The organism is Streptomyces sp. NPDC024687, from assembly GCF_055559055.1.
Genome location: NZ_JBVHLJ010000013.1, coordinates 180,557 through 205,375, shown reverse-complemented (window position 1 = coordinate 205,375; position 24,819 = coordinate 180,557). Strand labels below are relative to the sequence as shown.

The 24,819-nt window shown below is 69.8% G+C and carries 14 protein-coding genes and 1 pseudogene; 12 read left to right on the top strand and 3 right to left on the bottom strand.

The genetic code is table 11. The features are described 5' to 3' along the window. Nucleotides 1-32: 32 nt before the first annotated feature. The 4 genes from ACZ39I_RS37450 to ACZ39I_RS37435 all read left to right on the top strand — a co-directional run bounded on the left by ACZ39I_RS37450 (nt 33) and on the right by ACZ39I_RS37435 (nt 6,886). Nucleotides 33-2,891: a SpoIIE family protein phosphatase gene (locus ACZ39I_RS37450; protein WP_467249584.1), complete on the top strand. Its 2,859-nt coding sequence runs from the start codon at nt 33-35 to the stop codon at nt 2,889-2,891. 64 nt (nt 2,892-2,955) lie between these two features. Continuing rightward, on the top strand, nt 2,956-4,521 hold the full coding sequence (locus tag ACZ39I_RS37445) for a sugar ABC transporter ATP-binding protein (RefSeq protein ID WP_467249582.1): 1,566 nt from the start codon (nt 2,956-2,958) through the stop codon (nt 4,519-4,521). Next, nucleotides 4,518-5,645 carry an ABC transporter permease gene (locus ACZ39I_RS37440; protein ID WP_467249580.1) on the top strand — a complete coding sequence of 376 codons (1,128 nt, stop codon included), beginning with the start codon at nt 4,518-4,520 and terminating at the stop codon, nt 5,643-5,645. Before ACZ39I_RS37445 ends, ACZ39I_RS37440 begins: the two co-directional genes overlap by 4 nt. A gap of 68 nt (nt 5,646-5,713) precedes the next feature. Further along, entirely contained in the window at nt 5,714-6,886 is a 1,173-nt protein-coding gene (locus ACZ39I_RS37435; protein WP_467249578.1) for a substrate-binding domain-containing protein, read from the top strand. Between the two features lie 40 nt (nt 6,887-6,926). Here ACZ39I_RS37435 and ACZ39I_RS37430 read toward each other — a convergent pair whose 3' ends face one another. Both ACZ39I_RS37430 and ACZ39I_RS37425 read right to left on the bottom strand, forming a co-directional pair. Next, nucleotides 6,927-9,503: a SpoIIE family protein phosphatase gene (locus ACZ39I_RS37430; RefSeq protein WP_467249576.1), complete on the bottom strand. Its 2,577-nt coding sequence runs from the start codon at nt 9,501-9,503 to the stop codon at nt 6,927-6,929. A 146-nt stretch (nt 9,504-9,649) separates the two neighbouring features. After that, on the bottom strand, nt 9,650-10,588 hold the full coding sequence (locus tag ACZ39I_RS37425; protein WP_467249639.1) for a L,D-transpeptidase: 939 nt from the start codon (nt 10,586-10,588) through the stop codon (nt 9,650-9,652). A gap of 1,166 nt (nt 10,589-11,754) precedes the next feature. Here ACZ39I_RS37425 and ACZ39I_RS37420 point away from each other — a divergent pair. After that, nucleotides 11,755-13,140 (top strand): arabinofuranosidase catalytic domain-containing protein, encoded by a 1,386-nt coding sequence (locus tag ACZ39I_RS37420; protein ID WP_467249637.1) that lies wholly within the window; start codon nt 11,755-11,757, stop codon nt 13,138-13,140. A gap of 175 nt (nt 13,141-13,315) precedes the next feature. After that, nucleotides 13,316-15,769 (top strand): RICIN domain-containing protein, encoded by a 2,454-nt coding sequence (locus ACZ39I_RS37415; protein WP_467249574.1) that lies wholly within the window; start codon nt 13,316-13,318, stop codon nt 15,767-15,769. A 100-nt stretch (nt 15,770-15,869) separates the two neighbouring features. On the opposite strand, the gene ACZ39I_RS37410 is transcribed toward ACZ39I_RS37415, so the two are convergent. Beyond that, a complete protein-coding gene (locus ACZ39I_RS37410; RefSeq protein ID WP_467249572.1) occupies nt 15,870-17,078 on the bottom strand; it encodes an RNA-guided endonuclease InsQ/TnpB family protein in 1,209 nt (402 codons plus the stop codon). Nucleotides 17,079-17,239: 161 nt separating this feature from the next. Here ACZ39I_RS37410 and ACZ39I_RS37405 point away from each other — a divergent pair, with 161 nt between their 5' ends. From ACZ39I_RS37405 to ACZ39I_RS37380, 6 genes and pseudogenes are all read left to right on the top strand, one after another. Continuing rightward, a complete protein-coding gene (locus ACZ39I_RS37405; RefSeq protein WP_467249570.1) occupies nt 17,240-18,376 on the top strand; it encodes a ricin-type beta-trefoil lectin domain protein in 1,137 nt (378 codons plus the stop codon). Nucleotides 18,377-18,454: 78 nt separating this feature from the next. Further along, a pseudogene (locus ACZ39I_RS37400) lies at nt 18,455-19,927 on the top strand (glycoside hydrolase family 10 protein); the annotation flags it as partial. A gap of 458 nt (nt 19,928-20,385) precedes the next feature. Further along, nucleotides 20,386-21,828 carry an arabinofuranosidase catalytic domain-containing protein gene (locus ACZ39I_RS37395; RefSeq protein WP_467249568.1) on the top strand — a complete coding sequence of 481 codons (1,443 nt, stop codon included), beginning with the start codon at nt 20,386-20,388 and terminating at the stop codon, nt 21,826-21,828. A 114-nt stretch (nt 21,829-21,942) separates the two neighbouring features. After that, nucleotides 21,943-22,479: a glycoside hydrolase family 27 protein gene (locus tag ACZ39I_RS37390; RefSeq protein WP_467249566.1), complete on the top strand. Its 537-nt coding sequence runs from the start codon at nt 21,943-21,945 to the stop codon at nt 22,477-22,479. A gap of 9 nt (nt 22,480-22,488) precedes the next feature. Then, entirely contained in the window at nt 22,489-23,241 is a 753-nt protein-coding gene (locus tag ACZ39I_RS37385; RefSeq protein WP_467249564.1) for a ricin-type beta-trefoil lectin domain protein, read from the top strand. Between the two features lie 30 nt (nt 23,242-23,271). Continuing rightward, nucleotides 23,272-24,798, top strand: a complete 1,527-nt coding sequence (locus ACZ39I_RS37380) for an arabinofuranosidase catalytic domain-containing protein (protein ID WP_467249562.1) — start codon at nt 23,272-23,274, stop codon at nt 24,796-24,798. The last annotated feature ends 21 nt before the right edge of the window (nt 24,799-24,819 follow it).

Here is a 24,819-nt window from a genome sequence, read left to right as displayed (position 1 = left end):
ATGGATTATCTAGGGTGTGAGTGAGGCGGAGCGTGGGTCGGTCCGGTGGTGAACCGATACCGACGGGGCGTGCGACAGACGGCACGAGGCCCGCCAGTTTCCGTGTGCGGTTTCTGCAGGGGGAGCAGGTCGAGGGGGGTGTCCGGACGTCGATCCTGAGCTCCTGGCAGCGTTGCCGGTCCCTGGGGCTGTCGCCGGACCAGAACGACCTTCCCTTCCGGGAGGATTTCGATCCGGACGGCCGACTCGTCCACGCGTCCGTGCCGGTGCTCGACCGGCTGCAGGTCAAATTCGCCGGCAGCGCGATGAACATCTCCGTCGCCGATGCGAGCGGGACGGTTCTCCTGCGCCGTTTCGGAGAGATGTCGCTGGCCCGAAGCCTCCCTGCGATACAGAGCGTGCCGGGATTCGTGTTCGCCGAGCACGTCGCCGGTACCAACGGCATCGGTCTCGCCCTGGCGGAGCGGCAACTCATCCGGGTCTACGGTGCCGAGCACTTCGCCGAGCGCTCCCAGGGCAGCGCCTGTCGCGCGCTTCCCGTCCGGGACCCGCTCAGCGGCCGCATCGAGGGTGTCCTGTGCTTCGGTTATCCGCGCAGCGTCGAGGACCCGGCGCTGGACCTGGTGATACGCCGGGCGGCCGGGGCCATCGAGCGGCGGCTGCTGGGGCAGAGTTCCGCGCGTGAGCGCGCTCTGCTGCGGGCGTACCAGGACACCGCGGCCGAAGTCGCCGGCCGTTACCGCAGCGTCGGCTTGGATGAACTGGCATTCGAGCTGCACCCCCGGGACCAGGCGATCATCATGGAGAAGGCCGCCGAGCTGATCTCCCGCGCGCAGCGGGCCGCGGTGGACGTGCCCCTGTCCGACGGCCGTCACGTCACGCTCGTGAGCCGTCCGATGACCACTGCCTCCGGCGTGGAGGGCATCGTCATCGAGGCCGTCCTTCCAGCCCCCTTGGCGAGCGAGCCCTTCACCGTGCCGCACCATGTCGACAAGCCGGTGGGCCTTCCCGCCGAGCCTGCCGCCACCTCCGCTGCCCTGGCGTCAGGAGCCGTTCCCGGCCTCGTGGTGCCCGGGCATCTCTCCGTGACGGTACCCGGCCAGGTCGCCACGGTCGGCGAAGGCGTCACGACCGCCGATGCCGACGGCACGACGTCTGGCCACCCCGATTCCCCGCTTCCCGCGTGGGGGCTCGTGATGGTGGGGGAGCCGCACGTGGGGGCGTACGCCCTGGCCGCGCGACGACGCCTGGAACTGCTGTCCGAGGCCAGTGCCCGCATAGGCACCAGCCTGGACGTGCGCCGCACCGCCGAAGAACTCGCCGAGACGGCGGTGCCGCGACTGGCCGACTTCGTCACCATCGATCTGCCCGAGCCCGTACTGCGCGGTGAGGAGTCCGTGTCTGCCCGCCGTGACCTGCGCCGTACCGTCGTCCACGGCATCCGCGCCGACTGTCCCTTCCATCCCGTCGGCCGGCAGATCGACTACGGCCCGACCACGCCTCAGTCGCGGTGTCTGACCAGCCGCGAGGCAGTGCTGGAACCGGACCTCAGGGCCGCCGCGGGCTGGCTCCCGCAGGACCCGGAGCGCACCGCCCAGCTGCTGGGTCACGTGCACTCCCTCATCGCGGCACCCCTGGTCGCCCGCGGCGTCGTCCTGGGCGTCGTCACTTTCTACCGTGCGCAGGACTCCGCTGCCTTCGGGGACGACGACCGCTCGCTGGCCCAGGAACTCGCCACCCGGGCCGCCCTGTCCATCGACAACGCCCGGCGCTACACGCGTGAACGCAGCATGGTCCTGGCCCTGCAGCGCAGCCTGCTCCCGCACGGCCTGCCCGACCAGGACGCCGTGGAGGTCGCGCATCGCTATCTGCCCGCCGAATCCGACGTCGGCGGAGACTGGTACGACGTCATCCCGCTGTCCGGCACCCGCATCGGCCTCTTCGTCGGCGACGTCGTCGGCCACGGCATGCTCTCCGCCGCCACGATGGGCCAGCTTCGTACCGCCGCACGCAGCTTCGCCGAACTCGATTTCCCCCCGGACGAAGTCCTCACCCACCTCGACAACCTCGTGGGACGCCTGGACAGGGAGGACCCCGCTTCCGACGGGACCGGCACCATCGGCGCTACGTGTCTGTACGCCGTCTACGACCCGACCTCGCAGCAGTGCACCATGGCCCGCGCCGGCCACCCGCCGCCCGCACTGGTCCACCCCGACGGCCACGCGTGGTTCCCCGACCTGCCGGCCGGGCCGCCCCTGGGCCTCGGGGGCCTGCCCTTCGAAGGCGCCGAGATCCACCTCCCGGAAGGCAGCCAACTGGTCCTCTACACCGACGGACTCATCGAGGACCGGCACCGCGATGCCGATGTAGTCCTCGACCAGTTGCGCGGGGTCCTGGCCCACCAGCCGGAGCGCTCACCCGAGGACACCTGTCAGGCGATCCTGGACACCGTGGCGCCGGCCCATCCGTACGACGACGTCGCTCTGCTCGTCGCCCGCACCCACGCCCTGGACCCCGGTCGGATCGCCACCTGGGAGCTGGCCGCCGATCCGGCCCTCGTCGGCGAGGTCCGCGGTTCCGCCACCCGACAGCTGGCCGACTGGGGGCTCGACGAGGCCGTTTTCGCCGTTGAACTGATGCTGAGCGAGCTGGTCACCAACGCCATTCGGCACGGTGCCGGACCCATCAGGGTACGGCTGCTCCACGGCCGTACCCTGATCTGCGAGGTCTCCGACACCAGCAACACCGCCCCGCACCTGCGCCGGGCGGCCAGCACCGACGAGGGCGGCCGCGGACTGTTTCTCGTCGCCCAGTTGGCACAGAGCTGGGGTACCCGCTACACCCCGGAAGGCAAGGTCATCTGGGCCGAATGCGGGCTCGACGGCCCGTGAGGTCCGAGCCGGGGGGCAGAACCGTCCGGGATTGCGACGGCTCGCAAATGTCCGCTATCTAGGCATGTGTCCGGCTAGCATCGCCCATGACAGCCGAAAACAATCGCCAAGCCCATCACCGGAGACGTCCGTGGAACCTCTGGTCCGCGTCCGCGGCCTCGCCAAGCGGTTCGGCGGTACCCTCGCGCTGGCCGGGGTCGATCTGGACGTCCACGCCGGCAGCGTCCTCGCCCTGCTCGGTCCCAACGGAGCCGGAAAGTCGACGCTCATCAAGGTCCTCGCCGGCGTCCACCACGCCGACGCAGGGCGGATCACAGTGGACGGGCACCCGCTCGGCAGCCAGGCCGCCTCTCGCAGCATGTCCTTCATCCACCAGGACCTCGGTCTGGTGGACTGGATGACGGTCGCGGAGAACCTCTCCCTGACCGCCGGATATCCGCGGCGCGCCGGACTGATCTCCTGGCGGCGGAACCGAGAGCGCTGCATCGAAGCCCTGAGCATCGTCGCCGGGCACCTCGACCCCGACGAACCGATCGCCGGGCTCGCCCCAGCCGAGCGTTCACTGGTCGCCGTCGCACGAGCCCTGGCGGCACAGGCGAAGCTCGTCGTCCTCGACGAACCGACCGCCCGCCTCCCCGCCGCGGACTGCGCCCGGCTGTTCGGTGTCCTGCACACCCTGCGCGACCGGGGCCACGGCATCCTCTACGTGAGCCACCGCCTTGACGAGGTGTACGAGGTCGCCGACACCTTCGCCGTCCTGCGCGACGGCCGTCTCGTCAGCCACGGTGCACTCGCGGGCCGGAGCCCTGCCCGCCTGGTGCACGACATCGTCGGTGAGGAGCCGACCGACCGCCACGCCCTCAGGGCCCCGGTCCGCGGCCCGGCCGTCCTGAGCCTCGACGGAGTACGGACTGCCGGCGCGGGACCGGTCAGTCTGGAGCTCAGGGCCGGGGAATCCCTGGGCCTGGTCGGCCTCTCGGGCGCCGGACACACGGACCTTGGCCGAGCCCTCGCGGGTTCCCGGGCCCTCCACGGGGGACGTGCCCTTCTCGACGGCCGCCCCTACCGCCCCCGTACGGTCGCCGACGCCGTCGCCCTCGGTGTCGCGTTCGTGTCCGACGACAGACAGCAGGAGGGCTGCCTCGCTGACCTGACCGTGCGGGAGAACCTCCTCGCCAACCCCCGTGCGCAAGGCGTGCCCGCGCTGCGCTGGATCAGCCCCCGCCGCGAACGCGCCGAGGCCACCCGCCTGATCGAACGGTTCTCGGTGCGCCCCCGCGACAGCGAGGCTCCCGTCGCCATCCTGTCCGGCGGAAACCAGCAGAAGGTCATGATCGGCCGGTCGCTCCGGGCGGGCCTGCGTCTGCTCGTCCTCGAGGAGCCGACCGCGAGCGTGGACGTCGGCGCCAAGGCAGCGATTCACCGCCTGCTCGACGAGGCACTGGCCGACGGCCTCGCGGTTCTGCTCATCTCCACCGACTTCGAGGAGGTGGTGGATGTGTGCCGACGTGCCCTGGTCTTCGTCCGCGGGGCCGTGACGGCCGAGCTGAGCGGTCCGGACCTCACCGTCGCCGGGCTCACCAGGGCGGCTTCGTCCATGCCACCGCACGGAAACGTGCCGAACCCGTGACCGCCTCGCCCCCGCCCGTCCCCTCCTCGCCCCGGCCGAAGGGACCCGGCCGACGAGGCAGGCCGAGTCGCCCGGCCCGCCTGCGCGGCCCGGGCGGGCACCTCGTCGGCGCCTACGGCCTCCTGGCCCTCACCGCCCTGCTCTTCCTGATCTTCTCCCTCACCCTGCCGCGCACCTTTCCCACCCGGGACACCGTCGACTCGATCCTGTCCAGCCAGTCGATTCCGGCCCTTCTCGCGCTCGCCGCCATGGTCCCCATCGTGACCGGCGCGTTCGACCTCTCCATCGGCTACGGCCTCGGCCTGGCGCACGTCATGGTGATGCAGCTCGTCGTCAACGCCGGGTGGCCCTGGCCGCTCGCCTGCCTCGCGGTGATCGCCGGAGGGGCGGTCGTGGGCGTCCTCAACGGCGTCATCGTCGAGTTCGGCCGGATCGACTCCTTCATCGCCACTCTCGGGACCGGCAGCATGATGTACGCCGTGACCGGCTGGATCACCGGCGGCGGCCGGATCGTTTCCGGCCCGCAGGGCCTCCCGGCCGCCTTCACCGACATCTACGACTCCGAGTTCCTCAACCTTCCGGTCCCCGCCTTCTATGTGCTCGCCCTCGCCGTCGGCCTCTGGCTGGTGCTGGAGCGGCTGCCGCTCGGCCGGTATCTGTACGTCGTCGGCTCGAACCCGCGCGCGGCCGACCTCGTCGGCATCCCGACCCGCAGGTACCGCATCTACGCGTTCGCCGCATCGGGGCTGATCGTCGGCTTCGCCGGTGTGCTCCTCGCCGCCCAGCAGCAGATCGGCAACCCGAGCGTCGGACTCGACTACCTGCTGCCCGCCTTCGTCGGCGCCCTGCTCGGCTCCACCGCGATCAAACCCGGCCGCCCCAACGCGATGGGCACCCTCGTCGCCGTCGCCGTCCTCGCCGTGGGTCTGACCGGCATCGCCCAGATGGGCGCCGACTTCTGGACGGTCCCACTGTTCTACGGCGGCACCCTGCTCATCGCCGTCGGCCTGGCCGGCTACTCCGCGCGCCGCCTGCGCAGCGGCACCGTCCGGGCCCGCGACGCGCCCGCCGTACCACCGTCCTCCCCGACGCGGGAAGGCGGTGCGACACACACCTCTCCATGAATGACGTCATGGGCACCACCAGAGTGCTTCCGACCACATCCTCCCGCTCATCCCCGCGAGGAGCCCCCGTGCACCGCAACCGCACCGCCGCCCCCGGCCCGCTCAAGACACGGCCCCTCGCGACCGCCCTGCTGGCTCTGGCTGCGGCAACCGTCCTGGCCGGCTGCGAACGCGGCTCGTCGAGCGGCGACCCCGAAGCTTCCGACACGGGTCCGAGCGGCTGCCCCGCGGTCCACGCAAGAGCCGAGGCCGCCGTCGGACAGGCGCAGAAGACGGCCGTGCCCTGGAACGGACCGACCAGCGGCCCGTCCGCGACGTCCGGCAAGACCATCGTCTACGTTGCTCAGACCATGACCAATCCGGGAGTCGCGGGCGTCGCGGAAAGCGTAAGGGCAGCCGCACGGGTCATCGGCTGGAACGTCCGGGTGATCGACGGTGGCGGTACCCCGGCCGGCATCGAGGCGGCGATGAGCGAGGCCGTGACTCTCAAGCCCTCGGGCATCCTCATCGGAGGCTTCGACCCGGGCTCCACCTCGCAGCAGGCCGCGCGGGCCGACGCGGCAGGCATCCCGCTCGTCGGCTGGCACGCGGTCGCTGCCCCCGGACCCAGTCGGCGGCCCCGGCTCTTCACCAACGTCACCACCGAGGTCGAGGACGTGGCCCGGGTCAGCGGGCAATGGGTCATCGCGAACTCCAACGGCCACGCCGGGGTCGTGGTCTTCACCGACGCCTCGATCCCCTTCGCCAAGAACAAGTCCGAGTTGATCAGGAAGGAGCTCGCCACCTGTCCGGGCGTGCGACTGCTGGCGTACGAGAACATCCCCCTCCCGGACGCGAGCAGCCGCACCCCGCAGGAGATCTCCTCGCTCCTCGCCCGCTTCCGGAGCAGGTGGACCCACTCCGTGGCCATCAACGACCTCTATTTCGCGGATGCCGCCCCGGCGTTCCGCGCGGCCGGCACGAAGGGATCCGGGCCGCCCTTCAACATCGGCGCGGGGGATGGCGACCCCTCGGCCTTCCAGCGCATCAATGGCGAGCAGTACCAGGCGGCCACGGTGCCCGAGCCGCTGTCCTTGCAGGGCTGGCAGATCGTCGACGAGTTCAACCGCGCCTTCTCCGGCCGTCCCGCCAGCGGATACGTAGCCCCTGTCCACATCACCACGGCCGACAACAGCCGCGGTGCCACGACATGGGACCCGTCGGGCTACCGGGAGGCGTATCGGAAGATCTGGGGAACGTGACAGCGGCGCCATTGCCGAGTCTTCGCCCAGCTCGCACCGTTCATGGCTGCGGACCGAACCCAGCACCTGTGGACGGTGGTTCCGCGGCCGTCTCTGCCTGCGGGGCGTACTCGGTGAGCAGGAGCGCGATGTCGTCCATCCTGTCGGGAGACCGGCAGGCATCCTGCAGCAGCCCGTCGGCCAGGTCCTCCAGGCGGCCCCCACCCCTGCGGGCCAGCGAGTTCCGGAGCCTGCCGATGTCGGCCCCGATGTCGGAGCCGCGCCTCTCGACGAGCCCGTCGGTGTACAGGACGAGGATGGATCCGGGCACGAGGTGCAGCCGCGCCTCCGGATAGTCGGGCATCGCCTCCACGCCGAGCAGCGGGCCGCCCGGTACGTTCAGGATTTCGGCGTGTCCGTCGGGCAGACGCAGCAGGGGCGGGCAGTGGCCCGCGCGGACGATGCGCACGACACCCGAACGGGGATCGAAGAGGGCGTAGCAGCAGCTGGCGAGCAGTGCGGGATCGAGGTCCAGATGGAGCCGGTTGGTACTGGCGACGACGTCACTCGGCCGATGGCCGGCGGTGACGAAAGCCCGCATCGCGCTGCGCAGCTGACCCATGGCCGCCGCGGCGGCCACGTTGTGTCCCTCGACGTCCCCGACGATCAAAGCGACCTCGTTGCCGACGGGGATGACGTCGTACCAGTCGCCTCCGATGTCCATCTCCCTGGTGCCAGGGACATAGCGCCCGGTGACGCGGAGGCCCGGCAGCGTGGGCAGCCGGTGGGGCAGCAGCCCGTTCTGCAGGCCGCGGGCGAGGGCGAATTCGGCGTCGTAGAGCCTGGCGCGTTCGAGGGCCTGGGCGATCAGGCCGCCCAGCGCGGTGAGCACGCCACGCTCCTCGTCGGGGAACCGGTGGACGTCGTCGAAGGCGAGCATGCAGGCGCCGACCGGGCGGTTGGAGGCGATCAACGGCAGGAACGCCCAGGAGTTCGAGCGGCCGAGCAGGGTCCCGGGATACGTCTCGAGGAGCTCCTCCCGGGTCTCGACGAACAGCGGGGACCCGGCGGTCAGCGCGTCCGTCACGGGCAGTCGGGCATGCAGTGGGGTCCCTTCGAACGCGGCGAGAAAGCGCTTCGAGTAGCCGCGCTGCGCGAGCAGATGCAGGCGCCGCTCCTCCACGACGGCCATCGCCAGCTTCTGGCCGCCGAAAGCGGGCAGAAGCTGATCGGCGACGGCGTCGAACACCTCGTGCGCGGTGACCGCTCCCGTGAGGGCGCTGCCCAGCTGGAGCACACGGTAGAGGGCTCCCAGACGGGGAGCCGTGGGCGCAGGCGACAAGGAGACGGGCGGGCCCTCCTCCGCCACGAACGTCCCGGGTCCGGCCCCGTCGGGCAGCGGCTGCCGCACGGGTGCCGCCCACCCCGTCATGCCCTGCCCGCCGGGGTGCAGGGAGAAGACGAGCCACTCGTCGGGTGGACGGCGGACCAGGAAGGAGACCGGTTGCTGGGAGACCACGGCTGCCCGGTAGCGGTCCTCGTACACGGGATCGGCCAGCCAGGGCAGCACGTCCCAGGGGCGTTGGCCGAGCAGTTCTTCCTGACGGACCCGGAGCAGACTCTCGAGACTGTGGTTGGCGTAGGTGACACGTCCGTCCGGGGAGAGAGCGAAGAAGCCGTCCGCGAGCCGCTCCAGCGCGGCCATGGCAGCCATGCCGCTTCCGGAGTCGAGCACGGCGCCGACCAGGTGTGACGCCGTCTGCGGTTCGTGCGGGTTCTCGGGCACCCGGCCCCACAGCTCGATGGTGTGAAGCCTCCCGCCGCCGTCCCGGATGCTCACGCAGTGCGCGAGCACATGGCCCTCCTCGACCGCGGCACGCGCGGCGGACCGGAAGCCGGGCAGGTCCGCCGGGTCGATTCTGGCCGCGAGGGTGGCCATGCGCCCGTCGAACTCGGGGGGCGCGATACCGAAGATCGCGCACAGCTCGTCGTCGGCCGTGACGGCTCCGGTGTCGAGGTTCCAGTCGAACAGGCACACCCGTATCAGCGGAGCGGACGGCATCGGGACCACCACCGGAGCCGTCCGTTCGTCCCATTCGCCGAGCAGTCGGCGGGCGCTCAGACCGGCGAGTACGGTGCCCAGACGGTCGGCCGCGGAGCGCAGCTGCCGGCGCTGCGCCCTCGACAGCCCCGTCCGGTCGGCCCCCGGCGTCCACAGCACGGCCATGGCCCCGAAGGTCCGCCTGCCCGCTCGCACGGGCACCGAGGCAGAGCCGAACGGGTAGGGCACCGCGACCGAGAGCTGAGGGAAGCGCCGCATCGTCTCCTCCGCGTCGGCCAGGTGGACCATGCGCCCCGAGCGGTATGCCTCCGCCACCGGAATGCGGCTGTCGACCGGGATCCGACGCCACCCGCCCAGGAGGGAGGGTGGCGTCCCGCATGCCGCGGCCAGCACGAGGGAGCGATGGTCGCCGGAGAGCAGGAACACACTCGCGGCATGCGCGCCGGTCACCTCCGCGGCGCTGACGGCGGCGCCGAGCAGCGCGTCGTCACGCTCGGGCGCTTCGCCGGCACGTGTGGTGCCGAACGGGTACGAGCTCGATGCCTCACCGTCGGCCGACACGTTGCCCTCGATCACCCTGGGGGAGTTTGTTCCATTTTAGGCTGTCTTGCGCTCGCTGTGGCCGGATCACAGCCGGTCTGCTGCCACCGGGCCGAACGACGGTCCGTTGGCGAGCCACGGGGTGGGAGTGGCTGTCGGGGCGTGCGCCGTACCGCGGCGCATCACAGGGCGGCGGTCGTGCCCTCCCCGGAGGCGCTGCCCGCGAGCCACTGGTCCCATCCCAGGTTGAAGTCGGCGTAGCCGTTGTCGGCCGGGGCCTTGCCGCGGGGTGAGCCGGTGATGGTGATGGGGTCGCCCTGCTTGACCTGACCGTAGAACCACTTGGCGTCCGCCAGGGACAGGTGGACGCAGCCGTGCGAGCCGCGGGCGCTGCCGCTGCCCGGGTTCGGGTCACCGGTCGAGTAGTGGACGTAGGTGCCGGACTGGGTGAGGTGGATGTCCCAGGGCAGTGTCAGGTCGTAGTAGTTGGGGCTGCCCTTGTCGCAGCTGATACCGACGCTGCAGGAGGTCATATGGACCTTCTCCTGCTTGTCGATGACGGCCATCGTGCCGTCCCACGTCGGGTACTCGGCGCTGCCCGCGTTGATCGACAGGGTGCGCACCGGCGCGCCGTTGCGGGTCACCTTCATGGTGTGGCCGGTCACCGAGACATCCGCGCGCACGTCGTCACCGATCTTGAAGGTGTGCGTGTAGCTGTGTACGCCGTAGCGTCCGTTGCCGTTGCTGACCCCCTTCATGTCGGCGTCGATCTTCACCGTCGTACCGGAAGGCCAGTACGTCTTCGGGCGCCAGTCGGCGCGCCGGTCACCCATCCAGTGCCAGGCGCCGGCCACCTTCTGGGAGGCGCTTACCTTCATGTGCTGTTCCACTGTGGCCCGCGCCTTGTCCGCGACCGGGTTCGTGAAGATCACCGAGATCGGCATGGCCACGCCGACCGTGGTTCCCGTCTGTGGAGTGATCGTCTCCAGCAGCATCGGCGGGCCCGCGGGCGTCGTCGGCGACGGAGAGGCGCTCGCACCCGGCTTTCCCGACGCCTTTGCGTCGTCCCCGCCGGCCTTGTCGCTGCCGCCCCCGCCGCAGGCGCTCGCGCCCACCAGCATCACGCCCGTGACACATGCGATCCATATGCTGCCCTTGCGCCGTCCCACGAACTGCCCCGGTCTTCTAGCTGTTCGGCCCTGACGGGCCCGTCCTCCTGTCAGACAGGGACGGCGCGGGTGGCAGTTGCATGTGTCGCGTAAAACGTGTCCCAAGACTCTTTCCCCCCGCGTCTCGCGCAGAGGACGATCCGAACACCATGAGCCAGGCAGCTGGTACCGGGCGGCAACGACCAGGCAGAACCGTCCGTTCCGGGTGCCGCCCATGGATAGACGCGCCCGTCCTTGCGCCCAGCACCGAAGTGCCCCGCTGCCGCACCGAAGTGACGCAGAACCAGAACGCTTGAGCACCAGAAGTACGCAGGGAGCGGCGTCGGGCTGCCGGGCCCGTCACGCGTTCCGCGTTCACGCGTTGCGGGAAGGCCGGAATCGAATCGGTTCCGCGCAAGCGCTTCGACGAGATGGTACGACCGGCACGGGGCGGGGGCAATGGCGCCGCACGCCGAAGAACGCGCCCAAGGTCGGGTCGGGGACCGTCTCATCGGCCGGCCCGGTGCGCACTGATCCTTTGTCAACCGCTGTTCGGCGGCCGCACCCCAGGTCAGTGGGATTGCAGGGGGTGACCGAGCGATCACGGCCCGGCCGTCGGTCCGACTCGCGCGACGCGCCGAGCCGCGTCGGCGTGAGGGCGCACCGCCGCTCGTCCACTGTCACGCCGGATCTGCTCGAGCGGGCCGGTCGACGAGGATCCGGCGAGTTCGGCGATCGAACCGATTCGGCAATCAGGCCGACCGGAGGAGGTCGGGGCCCTTGACAGCACTGCGGAATCGGGAGCACCGTCTCCCCCCGAAACCTCTCTGCAATCCCACTGAAAGATCGGCACCTTCAAGCGCTTCCGCATTTGTCAGCGCCACCAGCACAGAACCGACTGGGTTCCGCCGGCAGGGTAGGGAGATCGGATGGGAACGACAGGTACGAGACGTCACGTGCGGTTAGGGCGCGGTGGCGTCCCACGTCTGCTCGCTGCGGTCCGGCGCCACGGAAGGCCGGGAAATGGGCCGGACCAGACATCTGTCTGTTCGTGGGAGCGCTCCCGCACCTCTCGGCCGAAAATATTCGCCAGTGCGGGGGCCGCGTCTGTGCTCGCCGTCGGTGCGCTGGCCGGTGCCATGGCCACGACCGGGACGGCCCGGGCCGCCACGTCCGGACCGTGTGATCTCTACGCGGCCGGCGGGACGCCCTGTGTGGCGGCACACAGCACGACGCGAGCGTTGTACGCCTCGTACGACGGGCCGCTCTACCAGGTCAGGCGCGCCTCGGACAACACCACCCGCAACGTGGGCGTCCTGAGTGCGGGCGGCTCCGCCGACGCCGCCGCGCAGGACTCGTTCTGCGCGGGGACGACCTGTCTGATCTCGATCATCTACGACCAGTCCGGTCGCGGGAACAACCTCACCCAGGCGCCCGGCGGCGGTGCCGCGGGTGGTCCCGACAACCTCGCGAACGCGACGGCCGCGCCCACCATGGTGGGCGGTCACAAGGCCTACGGCGTCTTCGTGGCACCCGGTACGGGATACCGCAACAACCACACCAACGGCATCGCGACCGGGGACAACCCCGAGGGCATGTACGCGATCTTCGACGGCACGCACTACAACGGCGGCTGCTGCTTCGACTACGGCAATGCCGAGACGGACAACAACGACGACGGCAACGGCACCATGGAGGCCATCTACTTCGGCAACATCAAGGTCTGGGGCTACGGTGCGGGCAACGGCCCCTGGATCATGGCCGATCTGGAGAACGGCCTGTTCTCCGGGGTGAACCAGCACTACAACGCGAACGACCCGACCATCAACTACCGATACACGACCGCCGTCGTCAAAGGCGGCCCGAACCACTGGGCGATCCGCGGCGGCAACGCGCAGTCGGGCAGCCTGTCCACGTTCTACGACGGTCCGCGCCCCAACGTCGCGGGCTACAACCCGATGCGGAAGCAGGGGGCCATCATCCTGGGCATCGGTGGTGACAACAGCAAGGGCGCCCAAGGCACCTTCTACGAGGGCGTGATGACCTCCGGCTACCCGTCGGACGCCACCGAGAACGCGGTCCAGGCCAACATCACCGCGGCCGGATACAGCAATGCGACCGGCGGGACGGGCACTGGTGCGCTGCACGCGGTGGGCGCGGGCAAGTGCCTGGACGTGCCGAACTCGTCCACCACGGCCGGCACGCAGCTGCAGATCTGGGACTGCGGCGGTGGCGCCAACCAGAGCTGGACCCGCACCTCCTCCAACCAGTTGACCGTATACAGCGGCAGCAGCCAGCTGTGTCTGGACGCGTACAACCACCAGACCACCGCAGGCACCAAGGTGGTGACCTGGCCGTGCAACGGCGGTGCCAACCAGCAGTGGCAGCTGAACTCCGACGGCACGATCACCGGCACCCAGTCCGGCCTCTGCCTCGACGTCACCGGCGCCTCCACGGCCAACGGCGCCCTGGCCGAACTGTGGACCTGCAACGGCGGCTCCAACCAGCGATGGAGCCTCGGCTGAGGGGAGTGGCCCCACCCGTGACCGGTCTCACCACCGGCCACGGGCCGCGCGGGACCCGGAGCCGGGGCTTCGCCGCTCCGGCGCCCGGCGCCCTGCGCACTTTCCGAGATCTTCCTACCGTCCGACCGGATCGCCACTGGGCGTCCGCATCGAATGCCACCGCCACCACTGGAGGATGACGATGTCCCGAGCCGGAGCGCTCCGCGGCCTCCGGGCCGCCCCCCTGGCTCTGCTCGCCCTACTGGCCGGGAGTCTGCCCACGGCCGGTGCCGCGTTCGCCGTACCGTCCGAGCGCCAGGCATCGGCCGCCGAGCTGTACGTGGCGCCGGGTGCGCCCGCGGGCGGGAACGGCACCGCCGAGCAGCCGTTCGCGACGATCGACCAGGCGCGGCAGCCCGCGCACCGGCTCTCGGCCGACTCGGACGTCGTGGTCCACCTGGCCGGTGGCCTCTACCGGCAGTCCAAGCCACTGGCCTTCGGCTCCGGCGACGGCGGCCAGAACGGCCACACGATCACCTACCAGGCCATGTCCGGGCAGCAGCCGGTAGTGAGCGGCGCCCAGCAGATATCTGGTTGGCAGGTGCATGATCAGAAGAGCAACATCTGGTCGGTCCACGTCGGCAGCGGCGTGAACACGCGTCAGTTGTACGTGAACGGCAAGCAGGCACCGCGCGCGGCGATCCAGGTACCCCGCTCCAGCTTTACCTTCACCCAGACCGGCCTGACCGTCACCGACTCCTCCCTCGACTACCTGGCCGGTCTCTCGGACCAGAACCACATGGAAGTCGAGAGCATCAACTCCTTCACCGACCGCTACGCGCCGGTCCAGTCGATCAGCGGCAGGACCATCACCATGCAGCAGCCCGCCTGGAACAACAACTCCTGGGGCTACGACACCATCAACGCGCCGTTCGCCGGCGGGACCATGTACCTGGAGAACAACTACGCGTTCCTCAAGCAGGCCGGCCAGTGGTACCTCGACTCGTCCACCGGTGACCTGTACTACCGGGCCCAGACGGGGCAGAACCCGAACAACCTCGACGTCGAACTGCCCCGGCTGCAGAGCCTGTTGGGCATCAGCGGCAGCTACGGCTCACCAGCGACCGGTCTCGGATTCTCCGGCATCCGGTTCACCGGGACCTCCTGGCTGGGCCCGAGCGGACCCGACGGCTACGCGGACCAGCAGAGCGGCGCGCACATCACCGGTGCCTACGCGATGCCCGCCAACTGGCTGAGCACCTGCAAGTCGGGGTGCACGCAGTTCGAGGCCACCCGAAACCACTGGGTGCAGATGCCCGCGGCCGTTCAGGTCTCCGCCGCCACCGGCATCACGTTCTCGGGTGACACGTTCTCCGAACTCGGGCAGGCCGGGCTGGGCGTGGGCAACGACAGCGTCGCCACCGCCTCCGGCACCGGACTGGGTGCGAACGGCGTCACCGTCACCGGCAACACGTTCACCGACATCGCCGGCAGCGGAATCCAGGTCGGCGGGATCCAGCCGGACGCGCACCACCCCGCCAACCCGCAGATGACCAACCAGAACATCACCCTCAGCAACAACAAGGTCAGCGGGGTGGGCACCGACTACAAGGAGACGGCGGGAATCCTGTCCACCTACGTCACGAACGCGACGATCACCCACAACCAGTGCGACCACCTTCCCTACGACGGGATCGACATCGGCTGGGGCTGGGGGATGAACGACCCCGGCGGCAGCCAGGACTACGCCAACCGGGGCACGTACACCTACCAGCCGATCTACAGCACGCCCACGACGCTGAAGAACAACACCGTCTCCCACAACCTGGTCTTCGACACCAAGAACGCGATGTTCGACGGCGGCAGCATCTACAGCCTGTCCGCGGCCCCCGGCTCGGTGATCTCCGACAACTACATGTACGACAACAACCGCACCACCGCCCTCTACCTCGACGAGGGCTCCCGGTACCTGAAGGTGTCCGGCAACGTGGTGCAGGACGCGGGCAACTGGGCGCTCACCAACGCCAACGCGAACAACCACACCGACGACAGCACGTTCTCCGGCAACTGGTACAACGGCGGCAACACGTACGTGGCCACCGGCCCTCCGCACAACAACGTCCTCACCGGCAACGTCCTGGTCAGCGGCACCAACTGGCCCCAGGGCGCCAGAGGAGTCATCCAGCAGGCGGGCGTCCAGCCGTCGGGCGGCGGCGGCTTCCCCACCGGCTACCACCAGTTGGTGATCGGCACCAACAGCCTGTGCCTGGACGTGTACGGCAACTCCACCAGCGCGGGCGCCGCGATCGGCCAGTGGACCTGCAACGGGCAGAACAACCAGCAGTTCGAGTTCGTGCCGGTCTCGGGCGGCTACGGGCAACTGCGCGCGCAGAACTCCGGACAGGTCGTGGCGGTGTCGGGCGGCTCCACGACCGCCGGTACACCGAACATCGTGCAGCAGGCCGCGAGTGGAGCGTCCAGCGCACTGTGGCTGCCGGTACAGCAGTCCGACGGCTCGTATTCCTTCAAGAACCAGAACAGCCAACTGTGCCTGGACGTCTACGGCGGCAGCAGCAACCTGGGCCAGCAACTGGACCAGTGGCCCTGCAAGAACGCACCCGGCACCAACCAGGACTTCACTCCCCGCTGACCTGCTCGCGCCGTGCAGGCGCCTGCACGGACCGGCGGTTCGCTCACCCCCACCCACTGATCCGCACCCAGTGAGGAACGCTGTTGGCTTCCTCTCCCGCCTAAAGGCGGGGGATTCCAGCGGTCGCCCGCTGGGGTTCCTGCTTCACCGACGACCGCCCCGTCCGGGAGGACTCCCGTTGAGGTCTTACACCGTCTCCACAGGCAGACGCCGCCAGCCCGGCGGCCAAAATGTTGCGTGCCGCGTTCACGTCGCGGTCATGCACCGCGCCGCAGGCGCACGTCCACGAGCGGACGTTCAGCGGCAGCTTCGCCGCGACCGTGCCGCAGGTTCCGCACAGTTTGCTGCTGGGGAACCATCGGTCGATCACGACGAGTTCGCGCCCGTACCAGGCGCACTTGTACTCCAGCATGGAGCGCAGTTCCGTCCAGGCCGCGTCACTGATGGCGCGTGCGAGCCTGCCATTCTTCAGCAGGTTGCGGACGGTGAGGTCCTCGATCACGACCGTTTGGTTCTCACGGACGAGTCGAGTCGACAGCTTGTGCAAGAAGTCACGGCGCCGGTCGGTGATCCGTGCGTGGACCTTGGCGACGCGACGACGGGCTTTCTCGCGGTTGGCCGAGCCCTTCGCCTTGCGCGACAGCTCCCGCTGCGCCCGGGTCAGCCGGGCGCGATCCCGCCGCTCGTGCTTGGGGTTGGCGACCTTCTCGCCGGTGGACAGCGTCACCAGGGACGTCACGCCCGCGTCGATACCAACGGCGCCGGCCGTGGCGGGGGCCGGGGCGATGGCGTCCTGGCACAGCAGGGACACGAACCAGCGTCCCGCCGCGTCCCGGGAGACGGTCACCGTCGTGGGCTCGGCACCTTCCGGCAGGGGACGCGACCAGCGGATGCCCAGGGGCTGCGTCATCTTCGCCAAAGTCAACTGTCCGTCGCGCCAGGTGAAGGCGCTGCGGGTGTACTCGGCCGACGCGCGGGACTTCTTGCGGCTCTTGTAGCGCGGGTACTGTGCGCGCTTGGCGAAGAAGTTCCCGAACGCCGTCTGAAGATGGCGCAGCGCCTGCTGGAGCGGGACCGAGGACACCTCCGTCAGGAAGACCAGTTCCTCGGTCTTCTTCCACTGCGTGAGCGCGGCCGAGGACTGCACGTAGGTGATGCGGCGCTGCTCGCCGTACCAGGCCCGTGTGCGCTCCTCCAGTGCCTTGTTGTAGACGAGGCGGACACAGCCGAACGTGCGCGACAACTCAGACGCCTGCTCGCTGGTGGGGTAAAAGCGGTACCTGAACGCCCGCTTGACCTTCTCCGCCACGCCTCACACCGTATCAACCTCTGTGTGAGCGGCCGGTGTCGGCCGGTGCACGGCGCACGCCGGTTCGCCCCGGCGGCGAACCGGCTTCCCCTGCCCTGCTCCGCAGGAGCTTCGTTTCCTCCCCGGCCCAAAGGCCGGGGTTTCCACGAAGGACAGATCCGATGAAGAAGTACTGGGCACCCTTGGCCGCGGCGCTGGCGGCCACCCTCGGCATGGGCGCCGCCTGGCCCGCCGCGGCCACCGCCGCCGAGGCGCCGTCCTCCGCCACGCGGACCGCCGCCGCGGCCACGCCCCTGCGGCTGATGCCGTTGGGCGACTCGATCACCTGGGGAGTCGGCAGCCCCTCCGGGAACAGCTACCGGAGCTTTCTGGGGAACAAGCTGACGGCCGAGGGGCACACCCTGGACTTCGTCGGCTCGGGGCGCAACGGCACCATGTCCGACCCGGACAACGAAGGCCACTCCGGCTGGCGGATCGACCAGATCGCCGGCATCGCGGACTCCGTGCTGGCACGCTACCGGCCGAACGTGGTCACCCTGGAGATCGGCACCAACGACCTGAACGGCAACTACCAGATCCCGACCGCGGCCGACCGGCTCCGCGCGCTCATCGACCAGATCACCAGGGCCGTACCCGACGCGACCGTGCTCGTCGGCACCGTGATCATCTCCACCAGCGGCACCGAGGAGGCCAACCGGCCCGCGTTCAACGCCAAGTTGCCCGGGATCGTCCAGGCCGAGCAGGCCGCCGGCAAGCACGTACGTCTGGTGGACATGAGCGCCCTGACCGCCGCGGACCTGTCCGACTCCCTGCACCCCAACGACAGCGGCTTCGGCAAGATGGCGGACGCGTTCAACGCGGGGATCCAGGCGGCGGACGCGGCGGGCTGGATCAAGCCGCCGGACTCCGCGAGCGGGCAGGTGCGTTCCGGGATCGCGGGGAAGTGCCTGGGGGTGAGCGGCGGCAACAGCGCCAACGGGACCGCCGCCGAGATCCGGTCCTGCGACGGCTCCGCCGCGCAGACGTGGTCCGCGCGCTCCGACGGCACCCTGCGGGCGCTCGGGAAGTGCCTCGACGCCGCCGGCCGCGGCACCGCCAACGGCACCAAGGTCGCGATCTGGGACTGCAACGGCGGAACCAACCAGCAATGGCAGACGTACAACGGCGGCTACCGCAACCCCGTCTCCGGCCGCTGCCTCGACGACCCCAACGCGTCCACCGCCGACGGTACGCAGCTGGTCCTGTGGGACTGCAACGGCGGAACGAACCAGCAGTGGACCGCTCTGCCGGTCTCCTGAGCGCGTGACCCGCTCCACCGAGGCCCCGTCCTGTGGCCGGTGCCCACTCCTCTTACTGCACAAGGAGGTTGATCCTTGATGTCCTGGTTCAACAAGGACCCCCTGCTCCGCAGGGCGCTGGCCTCGGCCACCGGCCTGTTGGCCGGCACGGCACTGGCCCTGACCGGACCGGCGGCGAGCCTCACCGCGCACGCGGCGTCCGGCACGCTGGGCGCGGCGGCTTCCGACAGCGGCCGCTATTTCGGTACGGCCGTGGCCGCCGGAAGGCTCGGCGACTCGACGTATGCCACGATCCTCGACCGGGAATTCAACATGATCACCCCGGAGAACGAGATGAAGTGGGACACCACCGAACCGTCCCGCGGCAACTTCAACTTCGGCCCGGCCGACCAGATCGTCAGCCACGCCACGGCACACGGGCAGCGGATGCGCGGCCACACCCTGGTGTGGCACGGGCAACTGCCCGGCTGGGTCGGCTCCATCGGTGACGCAGGCACCCTGCGCAGCGTCATGAACAACCACATCACCACCGAGATGAACCACTTCAAGGGCAAGATCTACGCCTGGGACGTGGTCAACGAGGCGTTCGCCGACGGCGGCAGCGGTCAGCACCGCAGCTCGGTCTTCCAGAACGTGCTCGGCAACGGCTTCATCGAGGAGGCGTTCCGCACCGCCCGGGCCGCCGATCCCTCGGCGAAGCTCTGCTACAACGACTACAACATCGAGAACTGGACCGACGCCAAGACGCAGGGCGTCTACAACATGGTCAGGGACTTCAAGGCGCGCGGTGTGCCCATCGACTGTGTCGGCCTCCAGAGCCACTTCGGCTCCGGCGGCCCGCCGTCGAGCTTCCAGACCACCCTGTCGAGCTTCGCCGCTCTCGGCGTCGACGTCCAGATCACCGAACTCGACATCGCCCAGGCCTCGGCGACCGCGTACGGGAACACGGTCCGGGCGTGCATGAACGTCGCCCGCTGCACCGGCATCACGGTGTGGGGGATCAGGGACAGCGACTCGTGGCGGACGGGGGAGAACCCGCTGCTGTTCGACAACAACGGCAACAAGAAGCCGGCCTACGACGCCTCGCTCTCGGCGCTCGGCGGAGGTACGGGGAATCCGGGCGGAGGCATCGTCTCGGGACAGGTGTACTCGCTGACCGACGTCGCCGCGGGCCGGGTGCTGGACGTGCCGGGCGGCCAGACGGCGAACGGCACGCTCCTGCAGGTGTGGGACGCCAACGGCGGTGCGAACCAGCAGTGGCGGGCGAGTCAGAACAGCGACGGCTCCTACACGTTGACGAACGTCGCCAGCGGGCGGGTGCTGGACGAGCCGGGCGGCCAGATGGGCAACGGCACCCGGATGGAGATCTGGGACGCCAACGGCGGTGCGAACCAGCACTGGCGGGCGAGCGGTAACAGCGACGGTTCGTACACCCTGGTCAACGTCGCCTCCGGCCGGGCGCTGGAGATCCCCAGCGGACAGACCGGCAACGGGGCCCCGGTCCAGATCTGGGACTCCAACGGCGGCGCCAACCAGCACTGGAGCTTCAGGTGAAGTGACCCGGCGCGCAGCGCGCGCTCCCGCCCCCCGGATCGCTTCGGGGTGATCGGAACGTACACCCGCGTCCGGCACGGCGGCCCTCGCCGGACGCGGGCTCCGGCATGCCCTCAGAACGTTCTGACCAGGTGCAATACATGGGATGGATCAGAGTTCGATTGGGAGTCCCGAGCGTATTGACTCGGTGACGGACCTGTGGAATCACTAGGACATGGGATGTCTGAGTGGTTCCTGTGAGTGCTCTTGAGCGCCCACGCCGCCATGAGGCGTCCGGATCCCGCGGCCATGCCGGTGGCGGCGACGATCCACGCGCATCCCGTTCGACCAGGCACAGCACCCTCTGTCACCTTCCCCCACATTTTCCGAGGAACAGAATGCGGCCTTCACCCCTTTCCCGTCGGAGTCCTACGGCTCGCAGACGACACTTACCGGCGTTCGCCGCCACAGGCGTGATGGCGCTGCTGGCCATGATGTCGGCGACTTCGCAGACCTGGTCCGCACCCGCACCCGCCCCGGCAGCGACGCCGACGCCCTTGGTGAGCTCGGCGTCGGGGCGGTGTCTGGACGTCAAGGGCAACGTCGACACGCCGGGAACCGCGCTGGACATCCAGGACTGCGACAACCAGCAGAACCAGGCGTTCGAGTTCACCTCGGCGGGCGAGCTGAGGACCATGGGCGGCACCCGATGCGTGGACGCCTACGACAACCGGACCGCGCCGGGAACCCCGGTGATCATCTGGTCGTGCAACGGGCAGCCGAACCAGGCGTGGCGGCAGAACGCCGACGGGTCCGTCACCGGTGTCCAGTCCGGCCTGTGCCTGGACGTCAGCGGGGCGGGCACGGCCAACGGCACCGCGGTCATCCTGTGGACCTGCAACGGCCAGAGCAACCAGAAGTGGACCACGTCGACACCTCCGCCCGCGCCCGGCGGGTCCGGCCCGTGCGACATCTACTCCGCGGGCGGTACGCCGTGCGTGGCCGCGCACAGCACCGTGCGGGCGCTGTACGGGTCGTACGGCGGCAGCCTGTACCAGGTCAGGCGCGCCTCGGACAACGCGACCAGGAACATCGGCGTACGGGCGGCCGGAGGCTTCGCCGACGCGGCGGCGCAGGACTCGTTCTGCGGGGGCACCTCCTGTGTCATCACGGTCGTCTACGACCAGTCCGGGCGCGGCAACGACCTGTGGTACCAGGGATCGGCCCAGGTTCCGGGATCGAGTCAGAGCAGTCCCGCCAAGGCGACCTCCGAGTCGCTGACCGCCGGGGGCGCCAAGGCGTACTCGCTGTACATCAATCCGGGCAACAGCTACTGGCGGGACGGCCATCTGACGGGTGTTCCGACCGGCAGCGCGCCCGAAGGGGCGTACATGGTGACCAGCGGCACCCACGTCAACAGCGGCTGCTGCTTCGACTACGGCAACAGCGAGACGACGCGGAAGGCCGACGCGGCCGGGGCGATGGACGCGATCAACTTCGGCACCGAGTGCTGGTTCGGCGGTTGCTCGGGAAGCGGCCCCTGGGTCCAGGCCGATCTCGAATGGGGCCTGTACTCCGGGGGCAGCCAGTCCTGGAACACCGGTCAGCGGGCCTTCCCCGTCAAGTTCGTCACCGCGATGCTGAAGAACAACGGGACGTCGAGGTTCGCCCTCAAGGGCGGCAATGCGCAGTCCGGCAGCCTGACGACTCTGTGGGACGGCGCGCTGCCCGGCGGATACAGCCCGATGAAGAAGCAGGGCGCCATCGTTCTGGGCAGCGGCGGTGACTGCTGCAAGCCCGGTGGCGGTGCCAACCTGAGCGCCGGCACCTTCTACGAGGGCGCCATCGTCGCCGGCTATCCCTCCGACGCGACCGACAACGCGGTCCAGGCCAACGTCATCGCGGCCGGATACCGCTGAGTCCTTCTGCCCCACGGTGTGTTCCGCCGCAACCCGGCCCAGGAGTGGATGACATGCACATGATTACCAGAGGGGTCGGACACCTCTTGCCACCGTTCCCGCGACCGGCGCAGGATGTTGGCGTTCGCCTTCTCCGTCGCGCTGTTCTGCGTGGGCGTACCCCTCGTCTCCCTCGGTCCGCCGCAGCCCGCCGTCGCGCTGGGCAACGGGCTGGCACTGACCCCGCAGATGGGCTTCAACGACTGGAACGCGTACGGCTGCAATGTCTCCGAGTCGCTGATCCAGTCCACCGCGCAGGCGATGCACACCAACGGCATGCAGGCGGCGGGCTACTCCTACGTCACCATCGGCGACTGCTGGATGACCCACAGCCGCGATTCCGGCGGCCGCCTGGTGCCGGACCCCGCCAAGTTCCCCGACGGCATCAAGGGCACCGCCGACTACGTGCACTCGCTGGGGCTGAAGCTGGGGATCTACGAGGACGCGGGAACCACCACCTGCGCCGGGGACTACCCGACGTACGACAACTGCGACAACAACGGGGTGTCCGCGCAGAGCCGGTACACCGCGATGCGGGACGCCTTGGCGGCCACCGGCCGGCCGAGCCTGTACAGCCTGTGCAACTGGGGCCAGGACAACGGGTGGACCTGAGGCGCGGGCGTGGGCAACAGCTGGCGCACCACCGGGGACATCAGCGCCGACTTCGCCGGCATGCTGTCGATTTTCCACAGCAACGTGGGACTTGCCTCCTACGCGGGCCCCGGCCACTGGAACGACCCGGACATGCTGGAGGTCGGCAACGGCTCGATGGCGGCCACCGAGAGCCGCAGCGAGTTCAGCCTGTGGGCGGCGATGGCCGCGCCGCTGATCGCGGGCACCAACATCCCCTCGGCCAGTGCGCAGACCCTCTCCGCGCTGACCAACTCCCGGGTGATCGCGGTCGACCGGGTCCCCCTCGGCAAGCAGGGCACCATGGTCTCCTCCTCGGAAGGCTGGGACGTGCTGGCCAAGCGTTTGGCCAACGGGGACGTGTCGGTGGCGCTGTTCAACGAGACGGACTCGACAGCGACCATCTCGACCACCTCGGGCACGATCAGCGCCTCGGTGCCGGTGCACGGCACGGTGATGTACCGGGTCGCGGGCGGCACCAGCGGCGGCGTGACCGGGGCGGTGCGCGCGGTGGGTGCGGGCACGTGCCTGGACGTACCCAACTCGACCACGACCGTAGGCACCCAGGTGGAGATCTGGAGCTGCAACGGCAGCGCCAACCAGACATGGACGCACTCCGCGTCCAACACCGGCGTCCAGTCGGGCCTGTGCCTGGGCGTCGCCGGAGGGGCCACCGCCGACGGCACCCTCACCGAACTGCAGACCTGCGACGGCGCCGGCAGCCAGCGGTGGACGTTGGGATGACTCCGCATTCGAACCCCGGAGGAGGTCTCCATGCTCGAACCAGCCGATGATCGCCGACGCAGGCGAGGGAAAGCAGTGCTCCTGTCCGCCCTGGCGATGGTCCTGATCGCTTTCGGCGCACCGGCGTTCGCCACATCCACAAGGGCCGATGCATCATCCGTCGTACATCCGGCGGTCCACCGCGCGGCGGACGTGTCGCTCCCGTGCGACCTGTACGCCGCGGGCGGTACGCCGTGCGTGACGGCGCACTCCACGACCAGGGCGCTCTTCGCGTCGTACAACGGGCCGCTTTACCAGATTCAGCGGGCCTCCGATCACAGCTACCGCGACATCGGGCTGCTCGGTGCGGGCGGGTACGCGGACGGCGCGTCCCAGGTGTCGTTCTGCTCGGGTACGTCGTGCACGATCACGAAGATCTACGACCAGACCGCCCAGCACAACGACATGCCGATCTCCTGGGGCGGTTACTGGAAGGGGCCGGGGCCGAACGGGTCCGACGTCGGCGCGGACGCCATGGCCCTGCCGGTGACCGCGGCCGGCCACCAGGTCTTCGGCGTCAAGGTCACCCCCGGTGTCGGCTACCGGCTCGACCACGCGAAGGGAGTGCCCACCGGAGCCCAGCCCGAAGGCATCTACATGGTGACCTCGTCGAACTACACGAGCCAGTGGTGCTGCTTCGACTACGGCAGCGGTGAGAACTCCCACACCGACACCGGCAACGCCACCATGAACGCCATCTACTGGGGCACTGCCTGCTGGTTCGGCGGCTGCACCGGCAGCGGCCCGTGGGTCGAGGCCGACCTGGAGAACGGCATGTTCCACACCAACACCGGCTCCAACAAGGACCCGAACAACCCCGGTGTGCACTACCCGTTCGTCAGCGCGTGGCTGAAGAACAACGGCACCAGCAACTTCACTCTCAAATACGGCAACGGCGCGAGCGGCGGCCTGACCACCACCTTCTCCGGCCCCCTGCCGAACGGTTACTCCCCGATGAAGGTCGACAGCTCGGTCCTGCTCGGCACCGGGGGCGACAACAGCCCCAACGGCGTGGGCGAGTTCTTCGAGGGCGCGATGACGGCGGGCTACCCTTCCGACGCCACCGAGAACGCCGTGCAGGCCAGTATCACCGCGGCCGGTTACGGCACCGCGGGCGGCGGTAAGTCGACCGCGCTGCACGCGGTGGGCGCGGGCAAGTGCCTGGAGGTGCCGGGCGCGTCCACGACGCCGGGCACGCAGACGCAGATCCGGGACTGCACCGGAGCGGCGAACCAGACCTGGTCCCGGACCGACTCCCGCGAGCTCGCCGTGTACTCCGGCAGCAGCCAGCTGTGCCTGGACGCCTCCAACCAGGGCGCCGGCCCCGGCACCAAGGTCATCACCTGGGCCTGCAACGGCCAGACCAACCAGCAGTGGAACGTCAACGCCAACGGCACCGTCACCAGCGTCCAGTCGGGCCTGTGTCTGGACGTGACCGGCGCCGCCACCGCCAACGGCACCGCCGTGGAGCTGTGGACCTGCAACGGCGGATCCAACCAGCAGTGGTCACTGAGTTGACCCCGGGAACGCAGGAGGACC